The organism is Aquidulcibacter paucihalophilus (assembly GCA_030285985.1).
Taxonomy (GTDB): domain Bacteria; phylum Pseudomonadota; class Alphaproteobacteria; order Caulobacterales; family Caulobacteraceae; genus Brevundimonas.
This window is the reverse complement of the sequence record CP127384.1, coordinates 656,207-679,052: the sequence shown is the minus strand read 5'-3', so window position 1 is coordinate 679,052 and position 22,846 is coordinate 656,207. Positions and strand designations below refer to the sequence as shown.

The window sequence follows — 22,846 nt, the reverse complement described above, 5'->3', positions numbered from 1 at the left end:
CTGCGGTGCAATAGGTTCCTATCCCTATCCGCGGCCCCGAACGCGGTTCGAGCCGAGCCTTCTGTCTCCCAGCCTCGGACCCCGCGCATGAAATTCCGCAGCCTCGCCGCCCTTGTTATCCTTGGCCTCGGCCTGATCGCCGGCCCCGCCCTGGCCGCAGCGCCCGCCGCTCCGGCCCTGCTGGCGCATCAGGCTCCGCTGGTGCTGAACGAGGCCTCGTCGGCCTGGATCCTGACCTCGACGGCCCTCGTGCTGCTGATGACCCTGCCCGGTCTGGCCCTGTTCTATGGCGGCATGGTGCGGCGCAAGAACGTGCTGGCGACCATCGCCCATTCGACCGCCGCCATGGCCATCGTCACCGTCCTCTGGTTCATCGTCGGCTACAGCCTGTCCTTCGGCTCAAGCGGCGAGGCGACCAACGGCTTTGTCGGCGGATTGCAGGCGGCCTTCCTGAACGGCATCACCCCGTCCACGGCCCACAGCCTGGCCCCCGGCCTGCCCGAGTTTCTCTGGATCGCCTACCAGCTGACCTTCGCCATCATCACCCCGGCCCTGATCGCCGGTGCCTTCGCCGAACGGATCAAATTCTCGGCCTCGATCCTGTTCTTCTTCCTCTGGCACCTGATCGTCTATGCGCCGATCTGCCATCAGGTCTGGGGCGGCGGCTGGATGGGCTCGCTGGGCGTGCTCGACTTCGCCGGCGGGGCCGTGGTTCACGTCAATGCGGGCGTCGCCGGCCTCGTCGCCGCCCTGGTGCTCGGCCCGCGCCACGGGCATGGCCGGGACAATATGGCCCCGCACAACCTTGCCTTCACTGCCATCGGTGCCGGCCTGCTGCTGGTCGGCTGGCTCGGCTTCAATGCCGGCTCGGCCTGGGCCGCCGACGGCATCGCCGCCGTCGCCGCCTTCAACACCATCCTCGCCGCCGCCGCCGCCGCCATCGGCTGGACGGCCGTGGAGTGGATCGACCACAAACGCCCGACCCTGCTGGGCCTGCTGTCCGGCCTCGTCGCGGGCCTCGTGGGCATCACCCCCGCCGCCGGCCTGGTCGACCCCAAGGGGGCCTTCATCATCGGCATCGTCTCGGGCCCGGCCTGCTACGCCGGCGCCGTCTGGCTCAAGCGCGCGCTGAAATATGACGACAGCCTCGACGCCTTCGGCGTGCACGGCATCGGCGGCATCGTCGGCGCCCTGCTGACCGGCGTCCTCGCCACCGCCGCCATCAACCCGGTCGCGGCGAGCGCCAACCTGCTCAACCAGACCATCGGCCTGCTCGCCGTCATCGCCTGGAGCGCCGTCGGCACATTCGCCATCCTGATGATCTGCAAATTCACCACCGGCCTGCGCGTGGCGAAGGAGGAGGAGATCGAAGGCCTCGACTACACCCAGCACGGCGAGACGATACATCCGTAACGACGGCCCCTCCCGGTCATGGGAGGAACCCGCTACAACCGGCCCATGACCTCCGCCCCGCTTCCCGACGCCCCGACGAACTGGGTCGACCGTCACGCGCCGGAAGGCCTGAAACCCTGGCTGAAGCTGGGTCGGTTCGACCGCCCGATCGGCATCTGGCTGCTGCTCCTGCCGGGCTGGCAGGGGATCGCCCTGGCGCTGGCCCAATATCGCAGGACGCCAGAGCTCTACGACGCATGGCTCTTCCTCGGCTTCGCCCTCGGGGCCTGCCTGATGCGGGCGGCGGGCTGCGCCTTCAACGACATCGTCGACCGCGACATCGATGCGCAGGTGGCCCGCACCGCGATGCGGCCGATCCCGTCGGGCCGGATCTCGGTGAAACAGGCGCTGGCCTTCGTGGTGGGGTGCAGCCTGATCAGCCTGCTGATCCTGCTGACCCTGAACCTGACCGCCGTCCTGCTCGGCGTCGCCTCCCTCGCCCTCGTCGCCGCCTACCCTTTCATGAAGCGCATCACCTGGTGGCCCCAGGCCTGGCTGGGCCTGACCTTCAACTGGGGCGCGCTGATGGGCTATGCAGCCACCTTGGGAGCCATTCTCGCGACCCTCGGCCCGGTGGCTGCCGACGGCCCGCTGAACCGTCTGATGCTCGCGGCGACGTCGGACTATTCCATCCAGGATTCTTATTACGTCGTCGGAAGCCCAGCGCTCTTCCTTCCCGCCCTCCTCCTCTACCTCGCACTCGTCTTCTGGACCCTCGGCTACGACACCATCTATGCCCTGCAGGATATCGAGGACGACGCCATGGTCGGGGTCAAATCCTCGGCCCGCCGCCTCGGCGGCAACGTGCAGGTCGGCGTCGGTGCCTTCTACGCCCTGACCGTCGCCCTGACCGTCCTCGCCGGACTGACCGCCGGTCTCGGCCCGATCTTCTACGTCGCCCTCCTGCCCTTCGCCGCGCACCTGTTCCGGCAGGTGCGGGACGTCCGGCCCGACGATCCGGCGCTGGCCCTGCGGCTGTTCCGCTCGAACCGCGATGCGGGCTTCATCCTGCTTTCCGCCATCATCCTGGGCGCTGTATCCTGGCCGTTCTGAAGGAGACCCGCATGTCCGCTGTTCGCGCCCTGCTGCTGAGCGCCGCCCTCGCCGCCGGCCTGTCCGCGTGCAATCGCGACCGCGAGCCCGCGCCGCCGGCTGCCCCTGCCCCCGGTGCGCCCGCGGCCGTCACCCCGGCCGACGCCGCCGCGCCGATGGCCTTTGAATCGAAGACGCCTTACGCCGACGTCCGCCTCACCCTGCCCGACGCCATCAAGCGCCAGACCGACCTCCACGCGCGCCTCTATGCCGAGGAGGTGCGGGGGCTTCGCCAGTTCGTCGAGGGTGCCCAGGGCGAGCTGACCGAGGCCGGGGCCGACACGGACCGGCCGAAGTTCGAAAAGACCATCACCGTCACCGCCGCCCTCGAGACCGGCAAGCTGTTCAGCCTCAAGCGGGTCGATTTCGACTACTCGGGCGGAGCCCATCCCAACACCCTCAGCAGCGGCATCCTGTGGGACAAAGCGTTGAAGCGCCGCCTCGTCCTCGCCGACCTGTTCCGAAAGAACACTGACCTGGGCGTCCTCGACCAGGCCCTGTGCTCGGCCATCAACGCGGCCAAGCGCGCCCGGGTCCCGGACAGCGCCTCCATCTCTCTCGGCGGAGCGCCCGGCGCGTCCTGCCCCCGCGCCGCCGACACGCCCTTCGTCCTCGCTCCGGGGACGGTGAACGGCAAGGCCGCCGGCCTGATCTTCTTCATCGGCGCCTATCAGGTCGGCCCCTATGTCGAGGGTGGCTATGAGATCGCCATCCCCGCCACCGGCTTCCGCTCCCTGCTGGCCGTGGCCTATGCCGACGACTTCGCGGGCCAGTTGCTCAAGGCGGGCGACGTGACGCCGGTCATGGCCGTCCGCCCCTCGCCGGCGACCACCTGATGCACCGGCTCGCCATCATCCTCCTGGCCGGCCTCGCCGGCCCCGCCCTCGCCCTGCCCCAGAGCGCCCGCGAACCCGAGGGCCTGCGCATCTACAGCCCGACCCAGTTCGGCGTGGTCGCCGGGACGCCCAGCCGGATCGAGGGCTCGCGCGAGGAAATGAACCGGGGTCGCAACACGGGTGCCGGCGGCTCCGTGCAGGATCAGGCCGCCGACGCCGTCGCCCGCGCCGGCCTGGTCTGCACGGTCGCAGAGGCCGCTGTCATCGGCCGGACGCGCGACGGTGGCCCGCTGATCGAGATCGACTGCGTCGAGGGCGGCGGCGTCATCATCGCCGATTCCAACCCGCTTCAGGTCACCGACTGTCTCGATCTGGCCCCCGACACGGGCCAGGCCGGACGCCGCCAGCGGATTGTCTCCGCCTGCACCCTTCCCGGCAACCTCGGCCTGGCCGAACGGTCTCAGTCCGCCAACAACTGATCCATCAGCTCGGCGAACCGCGCCGGCTGGTCAGCCATGATGAAATGCCGGCTGCCGTCCACACGGATCAGCCGCACGCCGGGCAGGCTGGCGTACTCCCGTGCCCAGAGGCCGTCGGCCATCGCCGCCGGCGCGCCTCCGTCGGCGTCGGCCGCATAGACGGCCCAGACGGGCGTCGTCATCGCCGCAAGCCCCGGCCGCAGGTCGGTGGTCATCACCTCGCGGATGGCCGAGGCCAGGGCCCGGCGGTCTGACGCCATCGACCATTCGACCATGGCGGCGCGCGTCGCCGGATCGCGGGCCAGGCCGACGGCGGACTGGCCCTGCTGGGTGCGGAAACTCGTCTCATCCGCCGCCAGCATGCCGGCCGCCGCCTGTTCGGCGAACGGTCGCGCCGCCTCCGCCGTGACCTGCGGGCCGTACAGGGCGCTGAAGAACGGCAGGCTGTCCACGCTCATCACCCGACCGACCAGCTCGGGATGCTGCTGGGCCAGCAGCACGGCGGTCATCCCGCCCATCGAATGTCCCACGACCGTCGGCCGAACCAGTCCGGCCTCGCGAACATACCGCGCCAGCTCATCCGCCATCGGCTGCACGAACGGACCGTCGCCGTGGCTCCAGGGCTCGCCGGCGAATCCGGCCAGTTGCACCAGATGCACCCGATGCGTCGCCCTCAGCCGCTCGGCCTCGACCCGCCAGACCTCCCGCGAGGAGGCGAAGCCGGGGATCAGGACCACATCGGGGCCCGATCCGATCACCTCCACGGAAAGACGGTCCGAGACAAAGGCAGGCTGCGCCGCCACAGGCGCGGGCTCGGCCCGAACCGCGAAGGCGACCGCGCCGACACCCAGAACGACGGCCGAGGCGATGGCGAAGGCGCGCAGCCGCTGGCCGCCGCCGTAGCGGGACATGAACATCATGGCAGTGATCCTGTAAGGTTATCCTGACGTATCGTCAGGCGTGCGGATTGTCGAAAATCTCTTCCACCGGCCGCGCGAACAGCACGGCGATGCGATAGGCCAGATCCAGCGAGGGATCGTGCTTCTCCGTCTCCAGGGCGTTGACCGCTTGGCGCGAAACGCCCAGCGCCTGTCCCAGTTGTTCCTGGGTCCAGCCGCGCTCGACGCGCAGAAGTTTGAGGCGGTTCTTCATCAGTTCGACGATTTCACGAAGGGCGCGATCAGGCCGAAGCAGCCCCAGAACAGCGGATAGATCATCCAGGCCGGAATGTGCGGGGCGGCAGCATAGCTCTCGCCGAAGCCCCAGACGCTGGCCACCGCCATCGCCAGGCCGGAAGCCAGAATGAACTGTTTGGCGACGACGGCCCGGACGAACTCGTCCGACTCGCGCATCAGCGACAGGGTCGCCCAGATCTGGCCGATCACCGGCGCTGACACGGTCAGGGCCAGCCCCCATGCCGCGGCCGGCGAGGTGATGTCGTCAAACGCGCCGAAAATGGCGGCGACATTGACAGCCACATAGCCGGACATGAAGGCGATCGTCCGGATGGCATATCGCTTGTGCGCCGACGAGGTGGATTTTCCGAAAGCGAGCATGGAAGGCGTTCCTGACTTGATGTAAGCCTTACCTTACATTCCCATATTGTAATGTCAACCTGACTTTTTGTCGGGTTCGCATGACGAATGACGCTTCCGGGCATCTCCTCCGATCACAACCCGAGCTTCCGGTCGGCCCCCTCAGGGCGTATCCTGCCTTCATGCCCGCCGCGCCCCGCATCCGGCCGTCCGACCTTTTCGAGCCCGGCGACTGGGCGTCGTTCCAGACACGCTCGCCGTGGATCGGCCCCCTGCTGGTATTGCACTGCTGGACCGTCATCGCCGCCGCCATGGCAGTGGCCGTGATCTGGCCCCTTCTCATCCCGGTGAGTATCGCCGTCATCGGCACCCGCCAGCTGGGCCTCGCCATCCTTATGCATGAGGCCGCCCACGGCGGCCTGTCGCTGGACCGGCGGCTGAACGACTTCCTTGGCCACTGGCTGTGCGCGGTTCCCGTGGGAGCTTCGCTCGCCGCCTACCGCCCCTACCATCTGGCGCACCACAAATATGCCCAGCAGGCCGAGGACCCCGATTTCGTGCTGTCGGCCCCCTTCCCCGTCACCCGCGCCTCCCTGCGCCGCAAGGTCATCCGCGACCTCACCGGCCAGACCTTCTTCAAACAGCGCGTGCTGTTCGCCCTCCAGGCCTTCGCCTCGAAACGCGACAAGGATCTCGCCGAGGGTGCCGTCGTCACCGGTCGCAGCATCGCCCCCTTCCTGCTGCTCAACGCCGCGCTTCTGCTGGGCCTCACCCTGGCCGGGGTCTGGTGGGCGTATTTCGTCCTCTGGCTGCTGCCCCTGGCCACCTGGTTCCCGATGGTCACCCGACTGAGGAACATCGCTGAACACGCCTGTGTCGAGGGATCCTCCACCGACCCGTTCCGCGCCGCCCGCACGACCCGCGCCGCCTGGTGGGAGCGCGCCTTCATCGCCCCCTACTGGGTCAATTTCCACGCCGAGCATCACCTGTTCATGCATGTGCCCTGCTGGAAGCTTCCGGCCCTGCACCGGGCTGTGCGGGCGAGGCCGCAGGGCGCGCGGATGGAGGTGGCGAGCAGCTATGCCGAGGTGTTGGTTGGCGCGGCGCCACGCTGACATTGCTATCCGCTATAAGTTCCAATAGCTATGTGCTATGAGACAAGTCGTCTTCACTCGAAGGGCGCTCAAGGCCTTGCGGCGTATGCCGACCAATGTCGCAGCGACTATCCGGGCGAAGATCGATCAGTACGCGGTCGACCCGGCCAGCCTCGCCAACAATGTGACGCGGCTTCAAGGGCGGAACGGCTTCCGCCTGCGGGTCGGGGATTGGCGCGTACTCTTTGACGAGCACGGCGCTGTGCTGGAGATTCTCGACGTCGGCCCTCGCGGCGGCGTCTACGACTAGGAGGCGACGATGGGACATGCCTTGTTGAAGACGCCCGGCGGCGAAGATCTCGTGGTCTTGCCGAGGGCGGACTATGATCGCCTCGTCGCAGACGCCGAAATGCTCGCCGATGTGGCGGCTCATGACGCCACAACGGAGGCCGTCGCCAAAGGGCGGGAAGAGTTCGTTCCGGTCGCCCTGGTCGATGCCATGCTGGCTGGCGAGAATCCCGTTCGGGCCTGGCGCCGGTATCGCGGCCTGACCATCGCCCGGCTGGCCGAAATAGCGGGGTTGTCTGCCGCCTACATTTCACAGATCGAGACCGGCACCCGGGCTGGAACGGTCGAGACCCTCGGGCGGATCGCGGCTGCGCTCACGGTCGATCTGGACGACCTGACCTGACCCGCATCCTCGACCCCACGGCCTTCATCCTCGCCAACACCCGCCTCCAGACCGTGCCGCACGCGCCGGAGATGTCACTGTGGCTGGCCGACGAGGTCACGCCGATCTGGCGGCTGACCGAGGAGGAACTCGGCGAAATGGGTCTGCCGCCGCCGTTCTGGGCCTTCGCCTGGGCAGGGGGGCAGGGTCTGGCCCGCTGGCTGCTGGACAATCCCGCCGAGGTGGCCGGAAAGCGGGTGCTGGACCTCGCCGCCGGCTCCGGTCTGGTCGGCGTCGCGGCGATGCAGGCGGGCGCCGCCTCGGCCCTCTGCGCCGACATCGATCCCTTCTGCGGTGCCGCGGTCGCCCTCAATGCCGCGGCCAACGACGTGGCGCTGGGCTTCACCGACGCCGACCTGCTGGACGGACCTCCGCCGGATGTGGACGTCATCTGCGCGGGCGACGTCTTCTATGAACAGCCCATGGCCGGCCGTGTGCTGGCTTGGCTGACGCTAGCAGCCGGCCGGGGCACGCGCGTTCTCGTCGGGGATCCCCTGAGAACCTATTTCCCGAAGGAGGGCTTTGACCTGCTCGCGGAATACGCCGTTCCGACGACGCGCGAACTCGAGGACGACGCGGTCAAACGCACCCGCGTCTGGACCCTGACGCCCGGTCGTTGACGGCTCCGCTTGGAGGTCGCCGACCCAGGCGCCATCTTCCTCCCATGACCGCTCTCCGTGCGCTTGTCGTCCTGACGCTCTTTGCAGCTGCGCCCGCCGTGGTGCAGGCCCAGACGTGGCAGCCGCGCGCCGGCGCACCGACGATCGACCCGGGCCGCTATCAGGCCGACCAGCACCGCCTCGAGATGGAACGCCTGCGCCTCCAGGCCGAACAGCGCGAGACCTTTGCCCGCCAGCTGGAGATCGAGGCCCGCCTCAACCGCCAACGGATCGAGGCCGCCCGCCGGCCCGAACCGATCCAGCCCCCCGCGACCCGCGCCCTGCGCTCGCCCGAAGAGGAGCGGGCCCTGCGCCTCTCCGCCTCCGGACGGCGCGCCGCCGCAGCCCCGGACACAGGCCAGATCGACGCCTGGCTGGACCGTCCCCGGGACTAGGCCCCCGCGGCGCGTCCGCCGAACAGAGTTCGCCTTTCAGGTTGCATCCCTTCCCCTCTCCCTGCGTTCCGGCCTAGCTTGGGCATCAGGGCTGAGGGAGAGCGATCATGCGGTGGCAGGGTGGACGGCGCGCCGGCAATATCGACGACCGGCGCGGCCTCGGCGGCGGGGCCATGGCCGGGGGCGGCATCGGCGTCGTGATCCTGGCGGCGATCGGCTATTTCGTCTTCGACATCGATCCGGCCACGACGACACAGCTGGCCAGCCAGTTCGGCGGTGCCGGCGTGTCAGAAGGCAAGGCCGGCAGCCCGTCCGACCAGGCCGGCGCCTTCGTCGACGTCATCGGGACCAATATCGACGACGTCTGGAAGACCAGGGTCCAGGGCTATCAGCCGCCGACGGTCACCCTGTACGAACAGGGCACGCCCACAGGCTGCGGCTTCGGCCAAGCGGCGATGGGGCCGTTCTACTGCCCGACCGACCGGCATGTGTATCTCGATCTGTCCTTCTGGTCGCAGCTTGAGACCGACCTCGGGGCGTCCAGCGCCGACTTCGCCCGCGCCTATGTCATCGCCCATGAATACGGCCATCACGTCCAGACCCTGACGGGTCTGTCGGACCAGGTCCGAACCGCCCAGCAGCGCGCCTCAGGCCAGGCCGAGGCCAACCGCTACTCGGTGGCGCTGGAGCTGCAGGCCGACTGCTACGCCGGGGTCTGGGCCCGCAACGCGGCGTCGGTCTCGAATGGCGAAGTGGCCCTGGAGGCCGGCGATCTCGAGGCGGGCATGCAGACGGCTTCGGCCATCGGCGACGACACCCTGCAACGCCGACAGGGCGGTCAGGTCCAGCCCGAGGGCTTCACCCACGGCTCATCGGCCCAGCGGGTCGAATGGCTGCGGCGCGGCTATGAATCGGGCGATCCCGCCGCCTGCGACACCTTCCAGACGCTCTGACGGTTCAGCTGACCGTCAGGTCCAGCGGACGCGACACGAACAGGGCCCCGGCACCGAGGTCCATGGCCACGCGCCGGCCCCTGAGCGCTTCCATGCCGACGAGGCCGCCGGGGAAGTTGGGCAGGGGCGGCTGGTCGAACACCCCGACGGAGACGCGGGCGTAGCGGTGGTCGGCGAAGGTCACGGTGCGCGCCTCGACGGTCGCGGCGCGCATCGCACCGCCCAGCACCAGACTGACCCCGCTGCCCTGCGGCCGGCCATCCATCAGCCCTGCGCCGGTCGCCGCCTCGCGGCTCAGGCCGAGAAAGGCCGACGCTCCGGTGTCGACGACGGCCTGGACTGTCGATCCCTCGACGGTCACCTCCGCAACCATGGAGCCGCCCTGAAGGCGCACCGCCGTGGGGGCCAGATCGGGCGGGCGAACGAAGGCGTCGCGATGGACCAGTCGCGCATGCCGCCGCGCCGGGTCCAGCGCCAGCACCGCCTCGCCCAGCACATCCTGTCCCAGGATCAGCGGCGTCTGGAGGCCCTGCTCCGAAGCCAGCGGTCCCAGATCGAGGATCGCCGCTCTCAGGCCGCGAATGGCCAGCCCGGGCAGGTCGACCTCAAGCGTCGTTCCGCGCCCGACCTGCGCCCCGCCGCCGACGCCATAGGCCACCAGCGGCATGTCGAACAGCGACCGGCCCGCCTCCGGCAAGGCCGCGACCAGAGCCCGGTCTATGACGGAATACTGGGCCCCGCTGTCGATCAGGGCGACCACCTCGACACCGCCCAGCCTGACCCGCACGGTGGGCACCAGGCTGTTGCGCACAAAGGGCAGCCACGGCGTCGCGCCGCCATGGCCGAAGGTCAGCGCCGGCTTCGGCCACAGCAGGGTCTCACGCGCCCACCAGGCCCCGCCGACGACGGCGGCCAGTCCTGCGGTGCGGATGAGAAGGGAGCGGCGGTTCATGCCTGGCGAAGATGGCCCTTGCGCACGGCCCGCGCCAGCGTCGCCATGGCCGCAGTTCAGGCGGCGGGTCGATCGGAACGGATGGCCTGCCGATGGCTGGCGGTCCGGTCAGCGCCCCCCGACGCCGTCCAGACCGCCACCGCGGACACCCTACCCCCAAGGCGCCGCGAACTCATGGTTAACAACCACTTAAGTCCCATCCACCTGCATCTGGCGCGGCAAGTGCGGGAGAGTCGACAGGCTTCGCCGTTTGCGCGAACCGATCCCCGCCTACCTGTGGCCGAAGGGAACCACCTTGTTGTGCCGGTCGTGACCGATATCGGCGACCCCGAGGTAGGGAATCCCGGACCGTTCGCACCAGTAGCGGCAGATCTCCTCCGCGGTCAGGCCGAAATCGGGCTCGTTCTCGACGATGTCAGACACCCGCCCCATGCGGATGCCCGCCACCTTGCGGATCGAGGCCTGGCCGGTCAGGTGGAACATCATCCGGTCGATCCGGTACAGCGGCTCCGACACATCCTCCAGCATCAGCACATGGCCGGTCAGGTCGGGCTCCAGCGCCGTTCCGACGAGCGCATCGAGGATGCTGAGATTGAAGCCGACCGCCGGGCGAGGATCCTCTGCCAGCGACGGCTCCCACGAGGTCGGGTCCCCCGTTCGCAGCCAGTTCAACGCCCGCCAGGCCGTGGGCTCGTTGCGCACGGCGTCCGAGGCCATCGGCCCGTGCGCCACATGCGGGAAGCCGGCCTTGTAGAGCAGGGCCAGAATGCTGCCGGCGTCGGAATAGCCCAGATACCGCTTCTTGCGCGCCACGGCCGTCAGCCGGGGCAGCACCGCCTCGGCGATGCGGCACGAGCCGTAGCCGCCGCGCGCGAACCACACCGCGTCCAGCCGCGGATCATTGGCGTATTCCACAAAGGCATTGGTCCGGCTGGCGTCATCGCCGCCGAAATGGCCGTGCTTGCCGAAACTGGCCGGGTGAAAGCTCGCCGTGACGGAACCGTCGGGAAAATTGGTGGCGAACCAGGCCATCACGGCCTCGGCGCGCGCCTTGTTGAGGCGCGAACTGGCGTTGACGATGCCGATCTTCATGCTCAGCCGCTGGCCTCCAGCCTTGCCCGTGCTAGTCAGGCCCCCGGACATTCCCCGGTTTCGCCCACATGAATCAAGACGACTATTTCTTCTGCGGCATCGGCGGCTCGGGAATGCTCCCGCTGGCGATGATCGTACAGGCGCGCGGCGGCCGTCTGGAGGGCTCCGACCGGTCCCGTGACCAGGGCCGCACGCCCGAGAAATTCGCCTGGCTGGAAGCCCATGGCGTGACCCTGCATCCGCAGGACGGCTCCGGCGTCACCCGCGCCGACCAGACCGTGGTCGCCACCGGCGCCATTGAGGACACCGTGCCCGACATCGGCGCGGCGAAACGCGCCGGGGCCCGTATCGTCACCCGGCCGGAGCTCCTGTCACAGCTGTTCAACGCCGCGCCGGCCTCGATCGGCGTGGCAGGGACCAGCGGCAAGTCGACCATCACTGGCATGATCGCCTGGATCCTGCATCAGGCGGGCCGGGCGCCGACCGTCATGAACGGCGCGGTGATGAAGAATTTCGCCGATGCCGACCACCCCTTCGCCAGCGCCCTGATCGGCGGCCCTGACCTGTTTGTCTCCGAGGTCGATGAGTCGGACGGCTCCATCGCCCGCTACGACCCTACGGTCGCCGTGGTCTCCAACATCTCGCTGGACCACAAGTCGATGGAAGAGCTGCGCGACCTGTTCGGCGGCTTCACCGGGCGTGCGACAAAGGCCGTGCTCAACCTCGACAATCTCGAGACCCAGGCGCTGGCCCAGTCCCTCCCCGCCGACAAGGTCATCACCTTCGCCCTCGGCGAGGAGTCGGCCACCCTCAACGCCCATGACCTCGAGCCGATGCCGACCGGTATGCGGTTCACCCTGACCGAGCTCGGCGGCGCGAAGCATGCGGTGGTCCTCAACGTCCCCGGCGCACACAATGTCGCCAATGCCCTGGCCGCCCTCGGCGCCGTCCGCGCCATTGGCGTGCCGCTGGACCAGGCCGTCGCCGCGCTGGAGACCTTCGCCGGTATCCGCCGCCGGATGGAGGTGGTCGGGACCGCGAACGGCGTCACCGTCATCGACGACTTCGCCCACAACCCGGACAAGATCGCCGCCACCCTGAAGACGCTCCACGCCTTCGACGGCCGCCTGCTGATCCTGTTCCAGCCCCACGGCTTCGGACCCTTGCGGCTGATGCAGCGCGAGTTCATCGACGGCTTCGCCGGCCTGATGCGCGAGGACGACGTCCTGCTGATGCCCGAGCCCGTCTATTTCGGCGGCACCACCGACCGCTCCGTCGGCAGCGAGGACATCGCGTCCGGCATTCGCGCCGCCGGTCGCAACGCCGAGGCCCTGCCCACCCGCGAGGCCTGCGGCGACCGGCTGATCGACCTGGCCCGCCCCGGTGACCGGATCATCATCATGGGCGCGCGGGACGACACCCTGTCGGTGTTCGCCGCCGACCTGCTCGGCCGTCTTACTGGTCCGCTTACTGACTGATATTCAATAGAATATCGGAAAACTTTCACACCCGGAAAAGCGGATGTTAAGGCCGAGCGCCTATCCCGACCGTCAGGCGGGAGTGGTGTATGGCCAGGATCGGAGACTTTGCGAGCGCTGCGGCGCCGATCGGGGCCGACACGCCCGGCGCGGATGTGTTCGACCGCTTTCAGCGCGAACCTGACACCCTGATCATCGCCGTCGTCGATAGCGACCAACGGCCGGTCGGGCTGATCGAGCGCAACGCCTTTACCCTCAAGATGGCCGCCGAGTTCGGGCGCGCCCTTTACGCCCGGCGCCCGGCCTCGACCTTCATGGACGCCGCCCCGCGCATCCTCGACGCCGACGCCGACGCCGAGACCCTTTTCCAGTCTATGGACGACACCAATCTCGGCGGGCTGCTGAACGGCTTCGTCGTCACGTCCGGGGGCGTCTATTTCGGTGTCGGTGCCGGTGTGCACGTACTTCAGGCCGGCAACGCCATACACCGCCGTCGGGCCGAAGCCATGGGTGCCCTCGCCCGGGATCTCTCACGAGCCGAGGCCGAAGCCCGGGCTTCCAGCCGCGCCAAGTCCGAATTCCTGGCGGTCATGAGCCACGAGATACGCACCCCGCTGAACGGCGTCCTGGGCGTCGCCGCCCTGATGGAGCGCGAACTGACCCAGGAGGCGATGCGCCCCTATGCCCGCACCATCCTGGATTCCGGCCAGAGTCTGTTGCGGCTGCTCACGGACGCGCTGGACATGTCGCGGGCGGAAGCCGGCCTGATGACCTTTGAAGCCGCGCCGGTCCACCTCGATTCCGTCGCCGCCGACCTCAAGGCCCTGTGGAGCCCCCGCGCCCAGGAAAAGAACCTGACCTTGACGGTCACGCACGATACGGCCGGTCATGAGTGGGTGGCCGGGGACGAAATGCGGCTCAAACAGCTGTTCAACAATCTGATCGGCAATGCCCTGAAATTCACCCAGGCGGGCGAGGTGGCGGTCCACATCGCGAGCCGGGAAGCCAACGGCGTCATCGCCATTGACGCGACAGTGGACGACAGCGGCCCCGGTGTGCCGACCGACGCGGCCGGGACCATTTTCGACCCCTTCAATACCGGTCACGCCGGCCGCGAGGGAGCGGGCGCCGGCCTTGGTCTCGCGATCTGCCGTCAGATCGTGGAACTGATGAACGGCGGCATCGCCGTGGAGAGGTCGCCACAGGGTGGCGCGCGCTTCCGGTTCACCCTGACCCTGCCCGGCGCAAGCCGCGAGATGCGTGCGGCCGCCATCCAGATGGCCGAGCCCACCGGCCACGAGACACTTCATGTCCTCATCGTGGACGACAATGCCACCAACCGGTTTGTCGCGGGCAAGGTGCTGGAATTGTTCGACTGTAGTTTCGAGGCCGTCGAGGACGGGCAGCAGGCCGTGGACAGGGTCCGGTCAGGTGCCTTCGATCTGGTCCTGATGGACATCAAGATGCCTGTCATGGACGGGGTCGAGGCGACGCGTCTGATCCGCAGTCTGCCGGGTCCGGTTGCGCAGGTGCCGATCCTGGCGCTGACCGCCAACGGCGATCCGCGCGACGCGGCCGTGTACCTGGCGGCGGGGATGAACGGCGTGGCGCAAAAGCCCATCCAGCCGGATGCCCTGCTCCATGCCATCCGTCTCGTACTGGGTGCCGAAGCCGTCGAGCAGTCGCCTCTCATCCGGGCCGCCTGACCCGCCGCGTCAGACGATCGCGCCGGACCGGCGAGACCGGCCATTGCAAATCGTTCGCAACTTCGGCAAAAGCCACGCGTGACCGATACCGCCGCGCCAGCCAAGTCCCCCGGGGAGCCGAAGAAGGCGCTGAACGCCACGCGGTCGTTCTGGCTCAAGCAACTCCACCAGTGGCACTGGATCTCGGCGGCCCTCAGCCTGATCGGCCTGCTGCTGTTCGCCGTCACCGGCATCACCCTCAACCACGCCGCCCAGATCCCGGCCGAGCCGGTCACGGTCGAACAGACGGGTGCCCTGCCCGCACCCCTGGTCGCCCGCCTCGCCGACGTCCCGGCCGAGACCACCGATCCGGTTCCGGACGCCGTCGCCCGCTGGGCCTCGGACACCTTCAGTGTCCAGATCGCAGGCAGGCCGACCGAGACCACGGCGGAGGAAGTCTATGTGGCCCTGGCCGAGCCCGGTGGCGACGGCTGGCTGACCATCGACCGTGCGACCGGCGAGGCCCTGCGCGAACGGACCACGCGCGGTTGGGTCGCCTACATCAATGACCTGCACAAGGGTCGGAACACCGGGCCCGTCTGGTACTGGTTCATCGATGTCTTCGCCGCCGCCTGCATCGTCTTCGCTGTCACCGGTTTCGGCCTGACCTGGCTGCACGCCCGGCAGCGGCCCTCGACCTGGCCCCTGCTCGGCCTCGGCCTGCTGATCCCCGTCGTCATCGCCCTCATCTTCATTCACTGACGAGTCCCATGCGTAAGCTTTCCCTCGCCCTGTCCGCCGCCGCCCTCAGCACCGCCGCCGCGCCCGCGATCGCTGCCGACCTGACGGTCTCTGTCGAGATCCCGCGTGTGTCCGGTGCCTCGTATCATCGGCCCTATGTCGCGGTGTGGATCGAGCGACCCGACAACACCGCCGTGCGCACGCTCGCCGTCTGGTACCAGCAGACCGCCAACGCGGAAGGCGACGGCAAGGACTGGCTCAAGGACATGCGCACCTGGTGGCGTCGCGCCGGTCGGGCCATGACCCTGCCCGTCGACGGCGTCTCCAGCGCCACCAAGGCCCCTGGCCGCCACGCGGTCACCGTGCCCGGCGCGCGTCTCTCCAACCTGCCCGCCGGCGACTACATCATGGTCGTCGAGGCTGCCCGTGAACTGGGCGGACGCGAGGTCGTACGCGTCCCCTTCCGCTGGGGTGCCGCCAACACGGCCCGCGCCGCGGGCTCCACCGAACTGGGCGCCGTCAGCGTCGCCGTCACCCGCTAAGGATTGAGCGCATGAAAAAGTCCCTCGCCCTTCTCGCCGCCCTCGCCACCCTGGCCCTGCCGATGTCGGCCCAGGCCCACCGCGCCTGGCTGGCTCCGACCGCGACGGTCCTGTCCGGCACGGACGCCTGGGTCGGTTTTGACGCCGGTATGTCCAACGGGGTCTTCATCGCCGACCACGCTGCGATGAACCTGGCCGGCCTGATCATCACGGCACCGGACGGATCGACCCTCGCGCCCGAGAACATGCACCGCGCCCGCTATCGCGCCACCTTCGACGCCCACCTGACCCAGCGCGGCACCTATCGCGTCGCCAACGTCATGGGCGGCGTTGTCGTCAGCTACAAACAGGGCGGCGAGCAGAAGCGCTGGCGCGGCGCAGAAGCGGATATGGCCGCGAACATCCCGACGGATGCCACCGATGTGGTCGCGACCCGCAGCGCGAGCCGGATCGAGACCTTCGTCACCCTCGGCGAACCCTCGACCACCGCGCTGGCGCCCACGGGCGAAGGCATCGAACTGGTCCCCGTCAGCCACCCGAACGACCTGGTCTCCGGTGAGGCCGCGACGTTCAAACTGTTGCGCGATGGCCAGCCCGCGGCCGGTCTCCAGGTCACCATCGCCCGGGGCGGCACCCGCTACCGCGACAACCCCGAAGAGATGACCGTCACCACCGGCGCCGACGGGGCCTTTACGGTCACCTGGCCCGAACCCGGCATGTACTGGATGAACGCCTCGGTCCGCGGCGACGCGGCGGGCGACCAGCTGGCCTATAGCGCCCAGTACAACGGCGTCGTGGAAGTCCTGCCCTGACGGACAACGGTCCCCGTCCGACCCGCGCCGCTCCGCCCCCGCTGATCGTGGGCGGGGGCGGGGCACCGCGCCCCGGAAACCGCGTCCTGATCCCGACCCATGGCCGCAAGCCGTCTCCTCCGCCGGGGCCCCACATCTGGGACTTCGCCGGCGAGACCATGGGGACCACCTGGTCCGTGCGCCTGATCCCGCCGCCCGCGCTCGACCGCATGGCCTTCCAGTCGGCCATCGAGGAAGAACTCGCCCGGATCATCAGCCTGTTCAGCCATTGGGACCCCCGGTCAGAGCTGTCGCGGCTCAATGCCGCCCCGCCCGGATTCTGGGCCGTGTCCGAGCCGTTCTGGGACCTGCTCAACAAGGCCATGGACCTGGCCGACGACACCAATGGCGCGGTTGATCCGGCGCTGGGCGCACTGGTCGATCTGTGGGGCTTCGGCCCGCCGGGCCCGCGGCCGCTCAACGGTTTCGGAACCGGCCCGACCGTGCCTTTCGAGGAAGAGGTCGAGGCCGCCCGCGCCCTGTCGGGCTGGGGCGTCGTCCGTTTCAACCGGGAGGCCCGGGCCGTGCAGCAACTGGGCGGGGTCAAACTGGACCTGTCCGGTATCGCCAAGGGCCACGCGGTCGACTGCGTCTCCGAACGGCTCACCCGAATGGGTGCGACCCACCATCTGGTCGAGATCGGCGGCGAACTGCGCGGCGCGGGCGTCAAGCCGGACGCCATGCCCTGGTGGGCGGAGCTGCAGCAGGCGCCCGGCGCGCCCGGCCCTCCGGCCGTGGCCGCCCTGTTCGACATGGCCTGCGCCACCTCGGGTGACTGGGTCCGCAGTTTCGAGGCCTATGGCCAGACCTACAGCCACACCCTTGACGGCCGGACAGGCCGGCCGGTCGAGAACGGCGTCGCCTCCGTCACCGTCCTCGCCGAAGCCGCGATGTACGCCGACGCCATGGCCACGGCCCTCACCGTCATGGGACCCGAGGAGGGCCCCGCCTTCGCTGAAGCCATGAAGATCGCCGCCACCTTCGTCGTGCGCACCGGAGACGGCATGGTCGAGATCGTCACCCCCGCCTTCACCGCCATGTTGTCAGAGGGCGCGTGACTACCGATCCCGTTCGCTGGCTCTGGGCGGTCCTGGCCCTTGGCCTCTGGCTGATGACGATCGCCCTCGTGCGGCGCTCGCAGGCCCGCGCCCGCCGCGCCGCCGCCGCCCGATCGGCCGCCCTCGCGCCGGCCGGAGACGCCCCACCCGTACTGGTCGCCTTCGCCAGCCAGACCGGCCTCGCCGAGGAACTGGCCTGGATGACGGCACGCAGCCTGTCCGATGCCGGAACCCCGGCCCGCGTGATGCCGCTGGGTGACCTTCAGCCCGCGGGGCTGAAGGCCGCCGGGCGCATCCTGATTGTCGCCTCGACCACCGGCGAGGGCGACGCCCCCGACGCCCTGTCCCGGTTCGTGCGCCAGTCGATGCAAGCGCCTGCCGACCTGACCGGCCTGTCCTACGGCCTGCTGGCCCTGGGCGACGCGACCTATGCCGATTTCTGCGGCTTCGGCCGGGCGCTGGACGGCTGGCTGCAGCGCTCGGGTGCCGCGCCCCTGTTCGATCGGATCGAGGTCGATGACGGCGACACGAGCGCGGTCCGGCACTGGCAGCACCAGCTGGCCCTGCTGACCGGGTCAACGGTTCAGGCGGACTGGACCCCGCCCGCATACGATCGCTGGCGGCTGGTCGAACGCACCCATCTGAACCCCGGCAGCCCCGGCGGCGAGGCCTGGCTGATGGCCTTCGGGCCGGTCGACCACGCCCCGGCATGGGTCGCCGGTGACATCGCCGGGATCGGCCTGCCGGTCATCGACGGCCAGCCCGCTCCGGGCAGCCGCGAGTATTCCGTGGCCTCCCTGCCCGCCGACGGTCGCGCCGAATTCATCGTCCGCCTGATGCATCGCCCGGACGGCACGCCGGGGCTGGCCTCCGGCTGGCTGACGCGGGAGCTTGCCGTCGGCGATGCGGTCGAAATGCGCATCCGCACCAACCGCAGCTTCCACGGGCCGTCGCCGGAGACGCCGTTGATCCTGATCGGCAACGGCACCGGTCTGGCGGGCCTGCGCGCCCACTGGAAGGCCCGCGCCGCCCGCCCGCATGGCGGAACCTGGCTGATGTTCGGCGAGCGGACCCGCGCCCATGACGCCTTCCTCGATGCCGAGCTTCAGGCTGCCCTTGCGTCCGGCAGCCTGACGCGTCTCGACCGGGTCTTCTCCCGCGACGCCGGAGACGGACGCTACGTTCAGCAGCTTGTCAGCGAACATGCTGCGGACCTTTCGGCATGGGTCGACCGCGGCGCGACCATCCTCGTCTGCGGCAGTCTGGAAGGCATGTCGAAGGGCGTGCAGGCGGCGCTGGAGGCCGTCCTCGGCACCGAACGCCTGCTGGCCCTGACCGAAGCCGGCCGCTACCGGCGCGACGTCTACTGAACGGTTACGGAACACTCTGCCAGCAACAGCCCGCCCCCTCGGACCCCATTTCGGAGAGTTGCGCTTTTCAATTGATAATGAGAATGGGTCGCATTATTAGGAACGCCCTCCCATCGAGTTTGCGGGCACTTGACGATGCGTATCCTTCTGGTTTCGGCTTCCCTGGCCATGGCGACACCGGTCGCGGCATGGGCTGATGAAGAACCCGCGACCCAGTTGGCGCCCATCATCGTGACGGGCCAGAGCCGGGGATACATCGCGCTCAACTCCGTCACCGCGACCAGGACCGACACCGCACTGATTGACGTGCCGCAGACGGTCAATGTGGTCACCCGGGCGCAACTCGACGATCAGGCGCTGCACAGCCTCGGCGAGGTGCTGCGCTATGTTCCGGGAACCACGGTCGGCCAGGGCGAGGGAAACCGTGACCAGATCACGCTGCGGGGTCAGAATACGACCGCCGACTTCTTCCTCGATGGAGTTCGGGACGACACCCAGTATTTCCGCGGCCTCTATAATCTCGAGCGGGTCGAGGTGCTGAAGGGACCCTATGCCCTGATCTTCGGCCGGGGCGGCGGCGGCGGAATCGTAAACCGGGTTCAAAAGACCCCCAGCGCAGTCGGCTTCTTCGCGACCGGTCGGGCAAGCGCCAACAGCTTTGGTGCCTGGGACATCTCGACGGACGTCAACGCCCCGATGGGCTCCATGGCGGCGTTCCGGTTCAACGCCATCTACGAAGACCTCGACAGTCACCGCGACTTCTATGAGGGCGAGCGCTACGCGGTGAACCCCTTTGTCGCGGTAGACCTCGGCAGCGGCTGGCGAGCGGGCCTTTCCCTTGAGCACGTCAACGATGACCGCGTCGTCGACCGGGGGGTGCCGTCCTTGTCCGGCGTCCCGCTCTCCGGCCATCGCGACCAGTTCTTCGGCGTGCCGGGCGTGAACCGCACAACGCTTGAGGCCAATATCGCCAGACTTCGCATCGACGGCGTCCTGGCGGACAATATCGAGGTCTCGACGAACGTCCTGTATGGCGACTACGACAAGGTCTACACCAACGTCTTCGCCAGCGGAGCCGCCACGGCGCAGAACGGCACGGTTCCGCTCTCGGCCTACACCGACCCCACCGACCGGCAGAACCTTCTGATCCAGGGTAATCTGGTCTGGAAGACCACGGTGGGCGGCACGGACCACAAGGTCCTGGTCGGCCTCGAATACGGCGATCAGGACTCGGCAAACCAGCGGCGCAACGGCGTCCTGTCGAACACGACGTTCAACCTCGCCAATCCGGTGTTTCCGACGGTTACCTTCCCGTCACTCAGCCGCGACACGGTCTCGAATGTGGAGTCCGTCTCGGTCTATGTGCAGGACCAGATCAGTCTCGGCGGCCGGTTCGAGATCGTCGCCGGCCTGCGCTACGACCGCTTCGACATCGACGGTGCTGACCTCCAGCCGAATCCGGATCGCCCCTTCGCCCGTACTGACGAGAAGGTCTCGCCCCGCCTCGGTCTGATCTACAAGCCGCAGCCGAACGTTTCGATCTACGGCAGCTACAGCCAGTCCTTCCTGCCGCGCTCGGGCGACCAGTTCCTTTCCCTGTCGACCACCCAGCAGAACCTCGAGCCCGAGGCGTTCACCAATCACGAGATCGGTGCCAAATGGGATATCCGGCCCGACCTGAATTTTACGGCCGCCGTATTCAGGCTGGACCGGACCAATGCCACGACACCGGACCCGCTGAACCCGACCGTCACCATCAACGTCGGCGAAACCCGCACAGAGGGCGTCGAGCTGGCACTGACGGGGCGTCTGCGGCCGAACTGGCAGATCAGCGGCGGCTATTCATGGCTGGACGCCCGGCTGCAGGGCAATGACTCGGTTCGACTGGCGCAGACGCCGAAGCAACAGTTCAGCGTCTGGAACCGCTACGATGTCAGCCGCCGGCTGGGCTTTGGCCTTGGCGTGATCCACCAGTCCAGCCAGTTTGCGGCTATCCGGACCTCCGCAACCACCACCCGGCTACCCGCCTTCAACCGGGTCGATGCCGCCGTCTACTATCGGGTCAGCGACACCGTCCAGCTGCAGCTCAATATCGAGAACCTGCTCGACACGACCTGGTTCTCTGACGCCCACAACAACTTCAACATCTCCACCGGAGCGCCATTGAACGCCCGCCTGACCCTGACCTCGCGGTTCTAGGAGGACCTGGGGGCTCAGGCCTGGGCCGCCGCAACCTCTTTCATCGACACAGACCGGTCAGCCAAGCGCACCGCGTTGACGGCCTGTCGGCGCGAAATCATCTGCCGCCCGGCCATGAATTCCGCCGGGGCGTTGACCGCCTCGACGCAGACGATCCGGTCACCGGCCAGATGGAAGACGGCGAACGCCCCGCCCTCGACATCGCCGCGCACCACCTGACGATCGGCGCCATCAGGCAGGCCCGCGATCTGCAGCTTGATCTCATACTGGTCGGACCAGAACCACGGCACCTCGGACGCCGGCGCCGCGCGCCCCGTGATGTCCGCCGCCGCCTGCTTCGCCTGCTCCAGCGCATTGGGCACGCTCTCCAGCCGATGCCGCAGCCCGCCGTGCGCCGGAATCGGACGGAAGGTCATGTCCCCGATGGCCCAGATCCCCGGGTCCGACGTCCGCGCGGCCTCGTCGACCACCACGCCGTTCCCGCAGGCCAGCCCCGCCGCCCGCGCCAGCCCGTCGCAGGCCAACGCCCCGACCCCGACCAGCACTGCATCGGCCTCGATCAACTGACCGTCGCCCAGCCGGACGCCACCCTCCTCGAACGCCACCACCTCCGCGGAGGTCAGCACCTCGACGCCGTGCGCCCGATGATGCGCCGTGAAGAAGGCCGACAGGGTCTCCGAGGCCACCCGCGCCAGCACCCGGTCCATCCGCTCGATGACCACGGCTTCGGCGCCGAGCGCCCGGGCCGAGGCCGCCGCCTCCAGCCCCACATAGCCGCCGCCGACCACGGCCAGCCGCTTCCCCGGCCCCAGCGCCGCCTTCAGCCGCTCCGCATCGGCGAGCGTCCGCAGCTCCATCAGATCCGGCCGGTTCGCGCCCGGAATGGTCAACTTCCGCGCCGTCGATCCCGTCGCAAGAATCAGGGCGTCGTACGGTTCAACGGTCCCGTCGGCGAAGGTCACGGTCTTCGCCGACGCATCGATCGCCGTCGCCGTCACGCCGGTGCGCAGTTCGATATCGTGCTCGGCGTAGAAGACTTCCGGCCGCAGCAGCAGCGCCTCGAGGTCGGCCTCACCCTTCAGCCAGGCCTTGGACAGGGGCGGACGCTGGTAAGGTGCCGCCGACTCCTCGCCCGCCAGCACGATGGGGCCCTCATGCCCGTACTGGCGCAGCAAGGCCGCCGCCGTCCCGCCTGCATGGCCCGCGCCGATGATCAGAACCTTGGTCATGAGACGGAAATAGAGGGGCGGAGCGCGGGGGTCGATAGGGCATACAGATGCGCCTTGACCGTGCCACTGTTACAGCATAGTGGAACGCACATGAACGACACCCTGCCCCCCAAGGCCGTGCACAAGGCGGCCGACGACCGGCTCGCCCTGTATGACGCCCTGCTGTGTCTGAAGACGCGTGAGGAGCTGGACGCCTTCCTCGCCGATCTTTGCACGCCGTCGGAACTGCGCGCCTTCGCGGAGCGCTGGGCGGTGGCGCGGTTGCTCGACGAGCAACTGCAGTCCTATCGCGAGATCGCCTCCTCGGCCGGTGCCAGCCCGACCACCGTCGTTCGCGTCGCCCGCTTCCTCCGGGAAATGCCGCACCAGGGCTACCGCCTGGTGCTGGACCGCCTGAAGACCAAAGCCTGAAACAGAAAGTCCG

The 22,846-nt window shown here is 68.8% G+C and carries 25 protein-coding genes; 19 read left to right on the top strand and 6 right to left on the bottom strand.

Features of this window, described 5'->3' with window-relative positions; translation table 11 throughout:
* The first annotated feature begins 87 nt into the window (after positions 1-87).
* The 4 genes from KB221_03405 to KB221_03390 are packed head-to-tail and all read left to right on the top strand — an operon-like array spanning position 88 to position 3,859.
* Complete coding sequence (locus KB221_03405; GenBank protein ID WIY70077.1) at positions 88-1,413, top strand: ammonium transporter; 1,326 nt, start codon at positions 88-90, stop codon at positions 1,411-1,413.
* A gap of 45 nt (positions 1,414-1,458) precedes the next feature.
* Positions 1,459-2,505: a UbiA family prenyltransferase gene (locus tag KB221_03400; GenBank protein ID WIY70076.1), complete on the top strand. Its 1,047-nt coding sequence runs from the start codon at positions 1,459-1,461 to the stop codon at positions 2,503-2,505.
* 11 nt (positions 2,506-2,516) lie between these two features.
* Positions 2,517-3,380, top strand: a complete 864-nt coding sequence (locus tag KB221_03395) for a DUF3298 domain-containing protein (GenBank protein ID WIY70075.1) — start codon at positions 2,517-2,519, stop codon at positions 3,378-3,380.
* Positions 3,380-3,859 carry a hypothetical protein gene (locus tag KB221_03390; GenBank protein ID WIY70074.1) on the top strand — a complete coding sequence of 160 codons (480 nt, stop codon included), beginning with the start codon at positions 3,380-3,382 and terminating at the stop codon, positions 3,857-3,859. Before KB221_03395 ends, KB221_03390 begins: the two co-directional genes overlap by 1 nt.
* Here the strand turns inward: KB221_03390 and KB221_03385 are convergent.
* Genes KB221_03385 through KB221_03375 form a run of 3 tightly spaced genes read right to left on the bottom strand, consistent with a single transcriptional unit; the run spans position 3,841 to position 5,415 of the window.
* A complete protein-coding gene (locus KB221_03385) occupies positions 3,841-4,779 on the bottom strand; it encodes an alpha/beta hydrolase (protein ID WIY70073.1) in 939 nt (312 codons plus the stop codon). The genes KB221_03390 and KB221_03385 overlap by 19 nt on opposite strands.
* A gap of 34 nt (positions 4,780-4,813) precedes the next feature.
* Positions 4,814-5,011, bottom strand: a complete 198-nt coding sequence (locus KB221_03380; GenBank protein WIY70072.1) for a helix-turn-helix transcriptional regulator — start codon at positions 5,009-5,011, stop codon at positions 4,814-4,816.
* Positions 5,011-5,415 (bottom strand): hypothetical protein, encoded by a 405-nt coding sequence (locus tag KB221_03375; GenBank protein ID WIY70071.1) that lies wholly within the window; start codon positions 5,413-5,415, stop codon positions 5,011-5,013. The genes KB221_03380 and KB221_03375 overlap by 1 nt, the downstream gene beginning before the upstream one ends.
* A 161-nt stretch (positions 5,416-5,576) precedes the next feature.
* On the opposite strand from KB221_03375, the gene KB221_03370 reads away from it, so the two are divergent.
* From KB221_03370 to KB221_03345, 6 genes are all read left to right on the top strand, one after another.
* Positions 5,577-6,509, top strand: coding sequence for a fatty acid desaturase family protein (locus KB221_03370; GenBank protein ID WIY70070.1), 933 nt, complete (start codon positions 5,577-5,579; stop codon positions 6,507-6,509).
* A 37-nt stretch (positions 6,510-6,546) separates the two neighbouring features.
* Positions 6,547-6,798, top strand: a complete 252-nt coding sequence (locus KB221_03365; GenBank protein ID WIY70069.1) for a type II toxin-antitoxin system RelE/ParE family toxin — start codon at positions 6,547-6,549, stop codon at positions 6,796-6,798.
* A gap of 9 nt (positions 6,799-6,807) precedes the next feature.
* Positions 6,808-7,179: a helix-turn-helix transcriptional regulator gene (locus KB221_03360; GenBank protein ID WIY70068.1), complete on the top strand. Its 372-nt coding sequence runs from the start codon at positions 6,808-6,810 to the stop codon at positions 7,177-7,179.
* Between the two features lie 71 nt (positions 7,180-7,250).
* On the top strand, positions 7,251-7,838 hold the full coding sequence (locus KB221_03355) for a 50S ribosomal protein L11 methyltransferase (GenBank protein WIY70067.1): 588 nt from the start codon (positions 7,251-7,253) through the stop codon (positions 7,836-7,838).
* Positions 7,839-7,882: 44 nt separating this feature from the next.
* On the top strand, positions 7,883-8,272 hold the full coding sequence (locus tag KB221_03350) for a hypothetical protein (GenBank protein ID WIY70066.1): 390 nt from the start codon (positions 7,883-7,885) through the stop codon (positions 8,270-8,272).
* 107 nt (positions 8,273-8,379) lie between these two features.
* The gene (locus KB221_03345) at positions 8,380-9,225 is read left to right on the top strand and encodes a neutral zinc metallopeptidase (protein ID WIY70065.1); all 846 of its coding nucleotides are present in this window, start codon (positions 8,380-8,382) and stop codon (positions 9,223-9,225) included.
* A gap of 4 nt (positions 9,226-9,229) precedes the next feature.
* Here KB221_03345 and KB221_03340 read toward each other — a convergent pair whose 3' ends face one another.
* Both KB221_03340 and KB221_03335 read right to left on the bottom strand, forming a co-directional pair.
* Positions 9,230-10,177: an aspartyl protease family protein gene (locus KB221_03340; GenBank protein WIY70064.1), complete on the bottom strand. Its 948-nt coding sequence runs from the start codon at positions 10,175-10,177 to the stop codon at positions 9,230-9,232.
* Between the two features lie 270 nt (positions 10,178-10,447).
* Positions 10,448-11,320: an LD-carboxypeptidase gene (locus tag KB221_03335; protein ID WIY70063.1), complete on the bottom strand. Its 873-nt coding sequence runs from the start codon at positions 11,318-11,320 to the stop codon at positions 10,448-10,450.
* 17 nt (positions 11,321-11,337) lie between these two features.
* On the opposite strand from KB221_03335, the gene KB221_03330 reads away from it, so the two are divergent.
* The 8 genes from KB221_03330 (at position 11,338) to KB221_03295 (ending at position 21,193) form a co-directional block, all read left to right on the top strand.
* The gene (locus KB221_03330) at positions 11,338-12,747 is read left to right on the top strand and encodes a Mur ligase family protein (protein WIY70062.1); all 1,410 of its coding nucleotides are present in this window, start codon (positions 11,338-11,340) and stop codon (positions 12,745-12,747) included.
* A gap of 89 nt (positions 12,748-12,836) precedes the next feature.
* Positions 12,837-14,453 (top strand): ATP-binding protein, encoded by a 1,617-nt coding sequence (locus KB221_03325; protein WIY70061.1) that lies wholly within the window; start codon positions 12,837-12,839, stop codon positions 14,451-14,453.
* A gap of 129 nt (positions 14,454-14,582) precedes the next feature.
* Positions 14,583-15,194, top strand: coding sequence for a PepSY-associated TM helix domain-containing protein (locus tag KB221_03320; GenBank protein ID WIY70857.1), 612 nt, complete (start codon positions 14,583-14,585; stop codon positions 15,192-15,194).
* An 8-nt stretch (positions 15,195-15,202) separates the two neighbouring features.
* Positions 15,203-15,715, top strand: coding sequence for a DUF2271 domain-containing protein (locus tag KB221_03315; GenBank protein ID WIY70060.1), 513 nt, complete (start codon positions 15,203-15,205; stop codon positions 15,713-15,715).
* Positions 15,716-15,726: 11 nt separating this feature from the next.
* Positions 15,727-16,527: a DUF4198 domain-containing protein gene (locus KB221_03310; GenBank protein WIY70059.1), complete on the top strand. Its 801-nt coding sequence runs from the start codon at positions 15,727-15,729 to the stop codon at positions 16,525-16,527.
* A gap of 158 nt (positions 16,528-16,685) precedes the next feature.
* The gene (locus KB221_03305; GenBank protein WIY70058.1) at positions 16,686-17,624 is read left to right on the top strand and encodes an FAD:protein FMN transferase; all 939 of its coding nucleotides are present in this window, start codon (positions 16,686-16,688) and stop codon (positions 17,622-17,624) included.
* Positions 17,621-18,994, top strand: a complete 1,374-nt coding sequence (locus KB221_03300; GenBank protein ID WIY70057.1) for a sulfite reductase subunit alpha — start codon at positions 17,621-17,623, stop codon at positions 18,992-18,994. Before KB221_03305 ends, KB221_03300 begins: the two co-directional genes overlap by 4 nt.
* Positions 18,995-19,129: 135 nt before the next feature.
* Positions 19,130-21,193, top strand: coding sequence for a TonB-dependent siderophore receptor (locus tag KB221_03295; GenBank protein ID WIY70056.1), 2,064 nt, complete (start codon positions 19,130-19,132; stop codon positions 21,191-21,193).
* A 14-nt stretch (positions 21,194-21,207) separates the two neighbouring features.
* Here KB221_03295 and KB221_03290 read toward each other — a convergent pair whose 3' ends face one another.
* Positions 21,208-22,422, bottom strand: coding sequence for an FAD-dependent oxidoreductase (locus tag KB221_03290; protein WIY70055.1), 1,215 nt, complete (start codon positions 22,420-22,422; stop codon positions 21,208-21,210).
* Between the two features lie 90 nt (positions 22,423-22,512).
* Between KB221_03290 and KB221_03285 the strand changes: the two genes are divergently transcribed.
* Positions 22,513-22,833 (top strand): YerC/YecD family TrpR-related protein, encoded by a 321-nt coding sequence (locus KB221_03285; GenBank protein ID WIY70054.1) that lies wholly within the window; start codon positions 22,513-22,515, stop codon positions 22,831-22,833.
* Positions 22,834-22,846 lie beyond the last annotated feature (13 nt).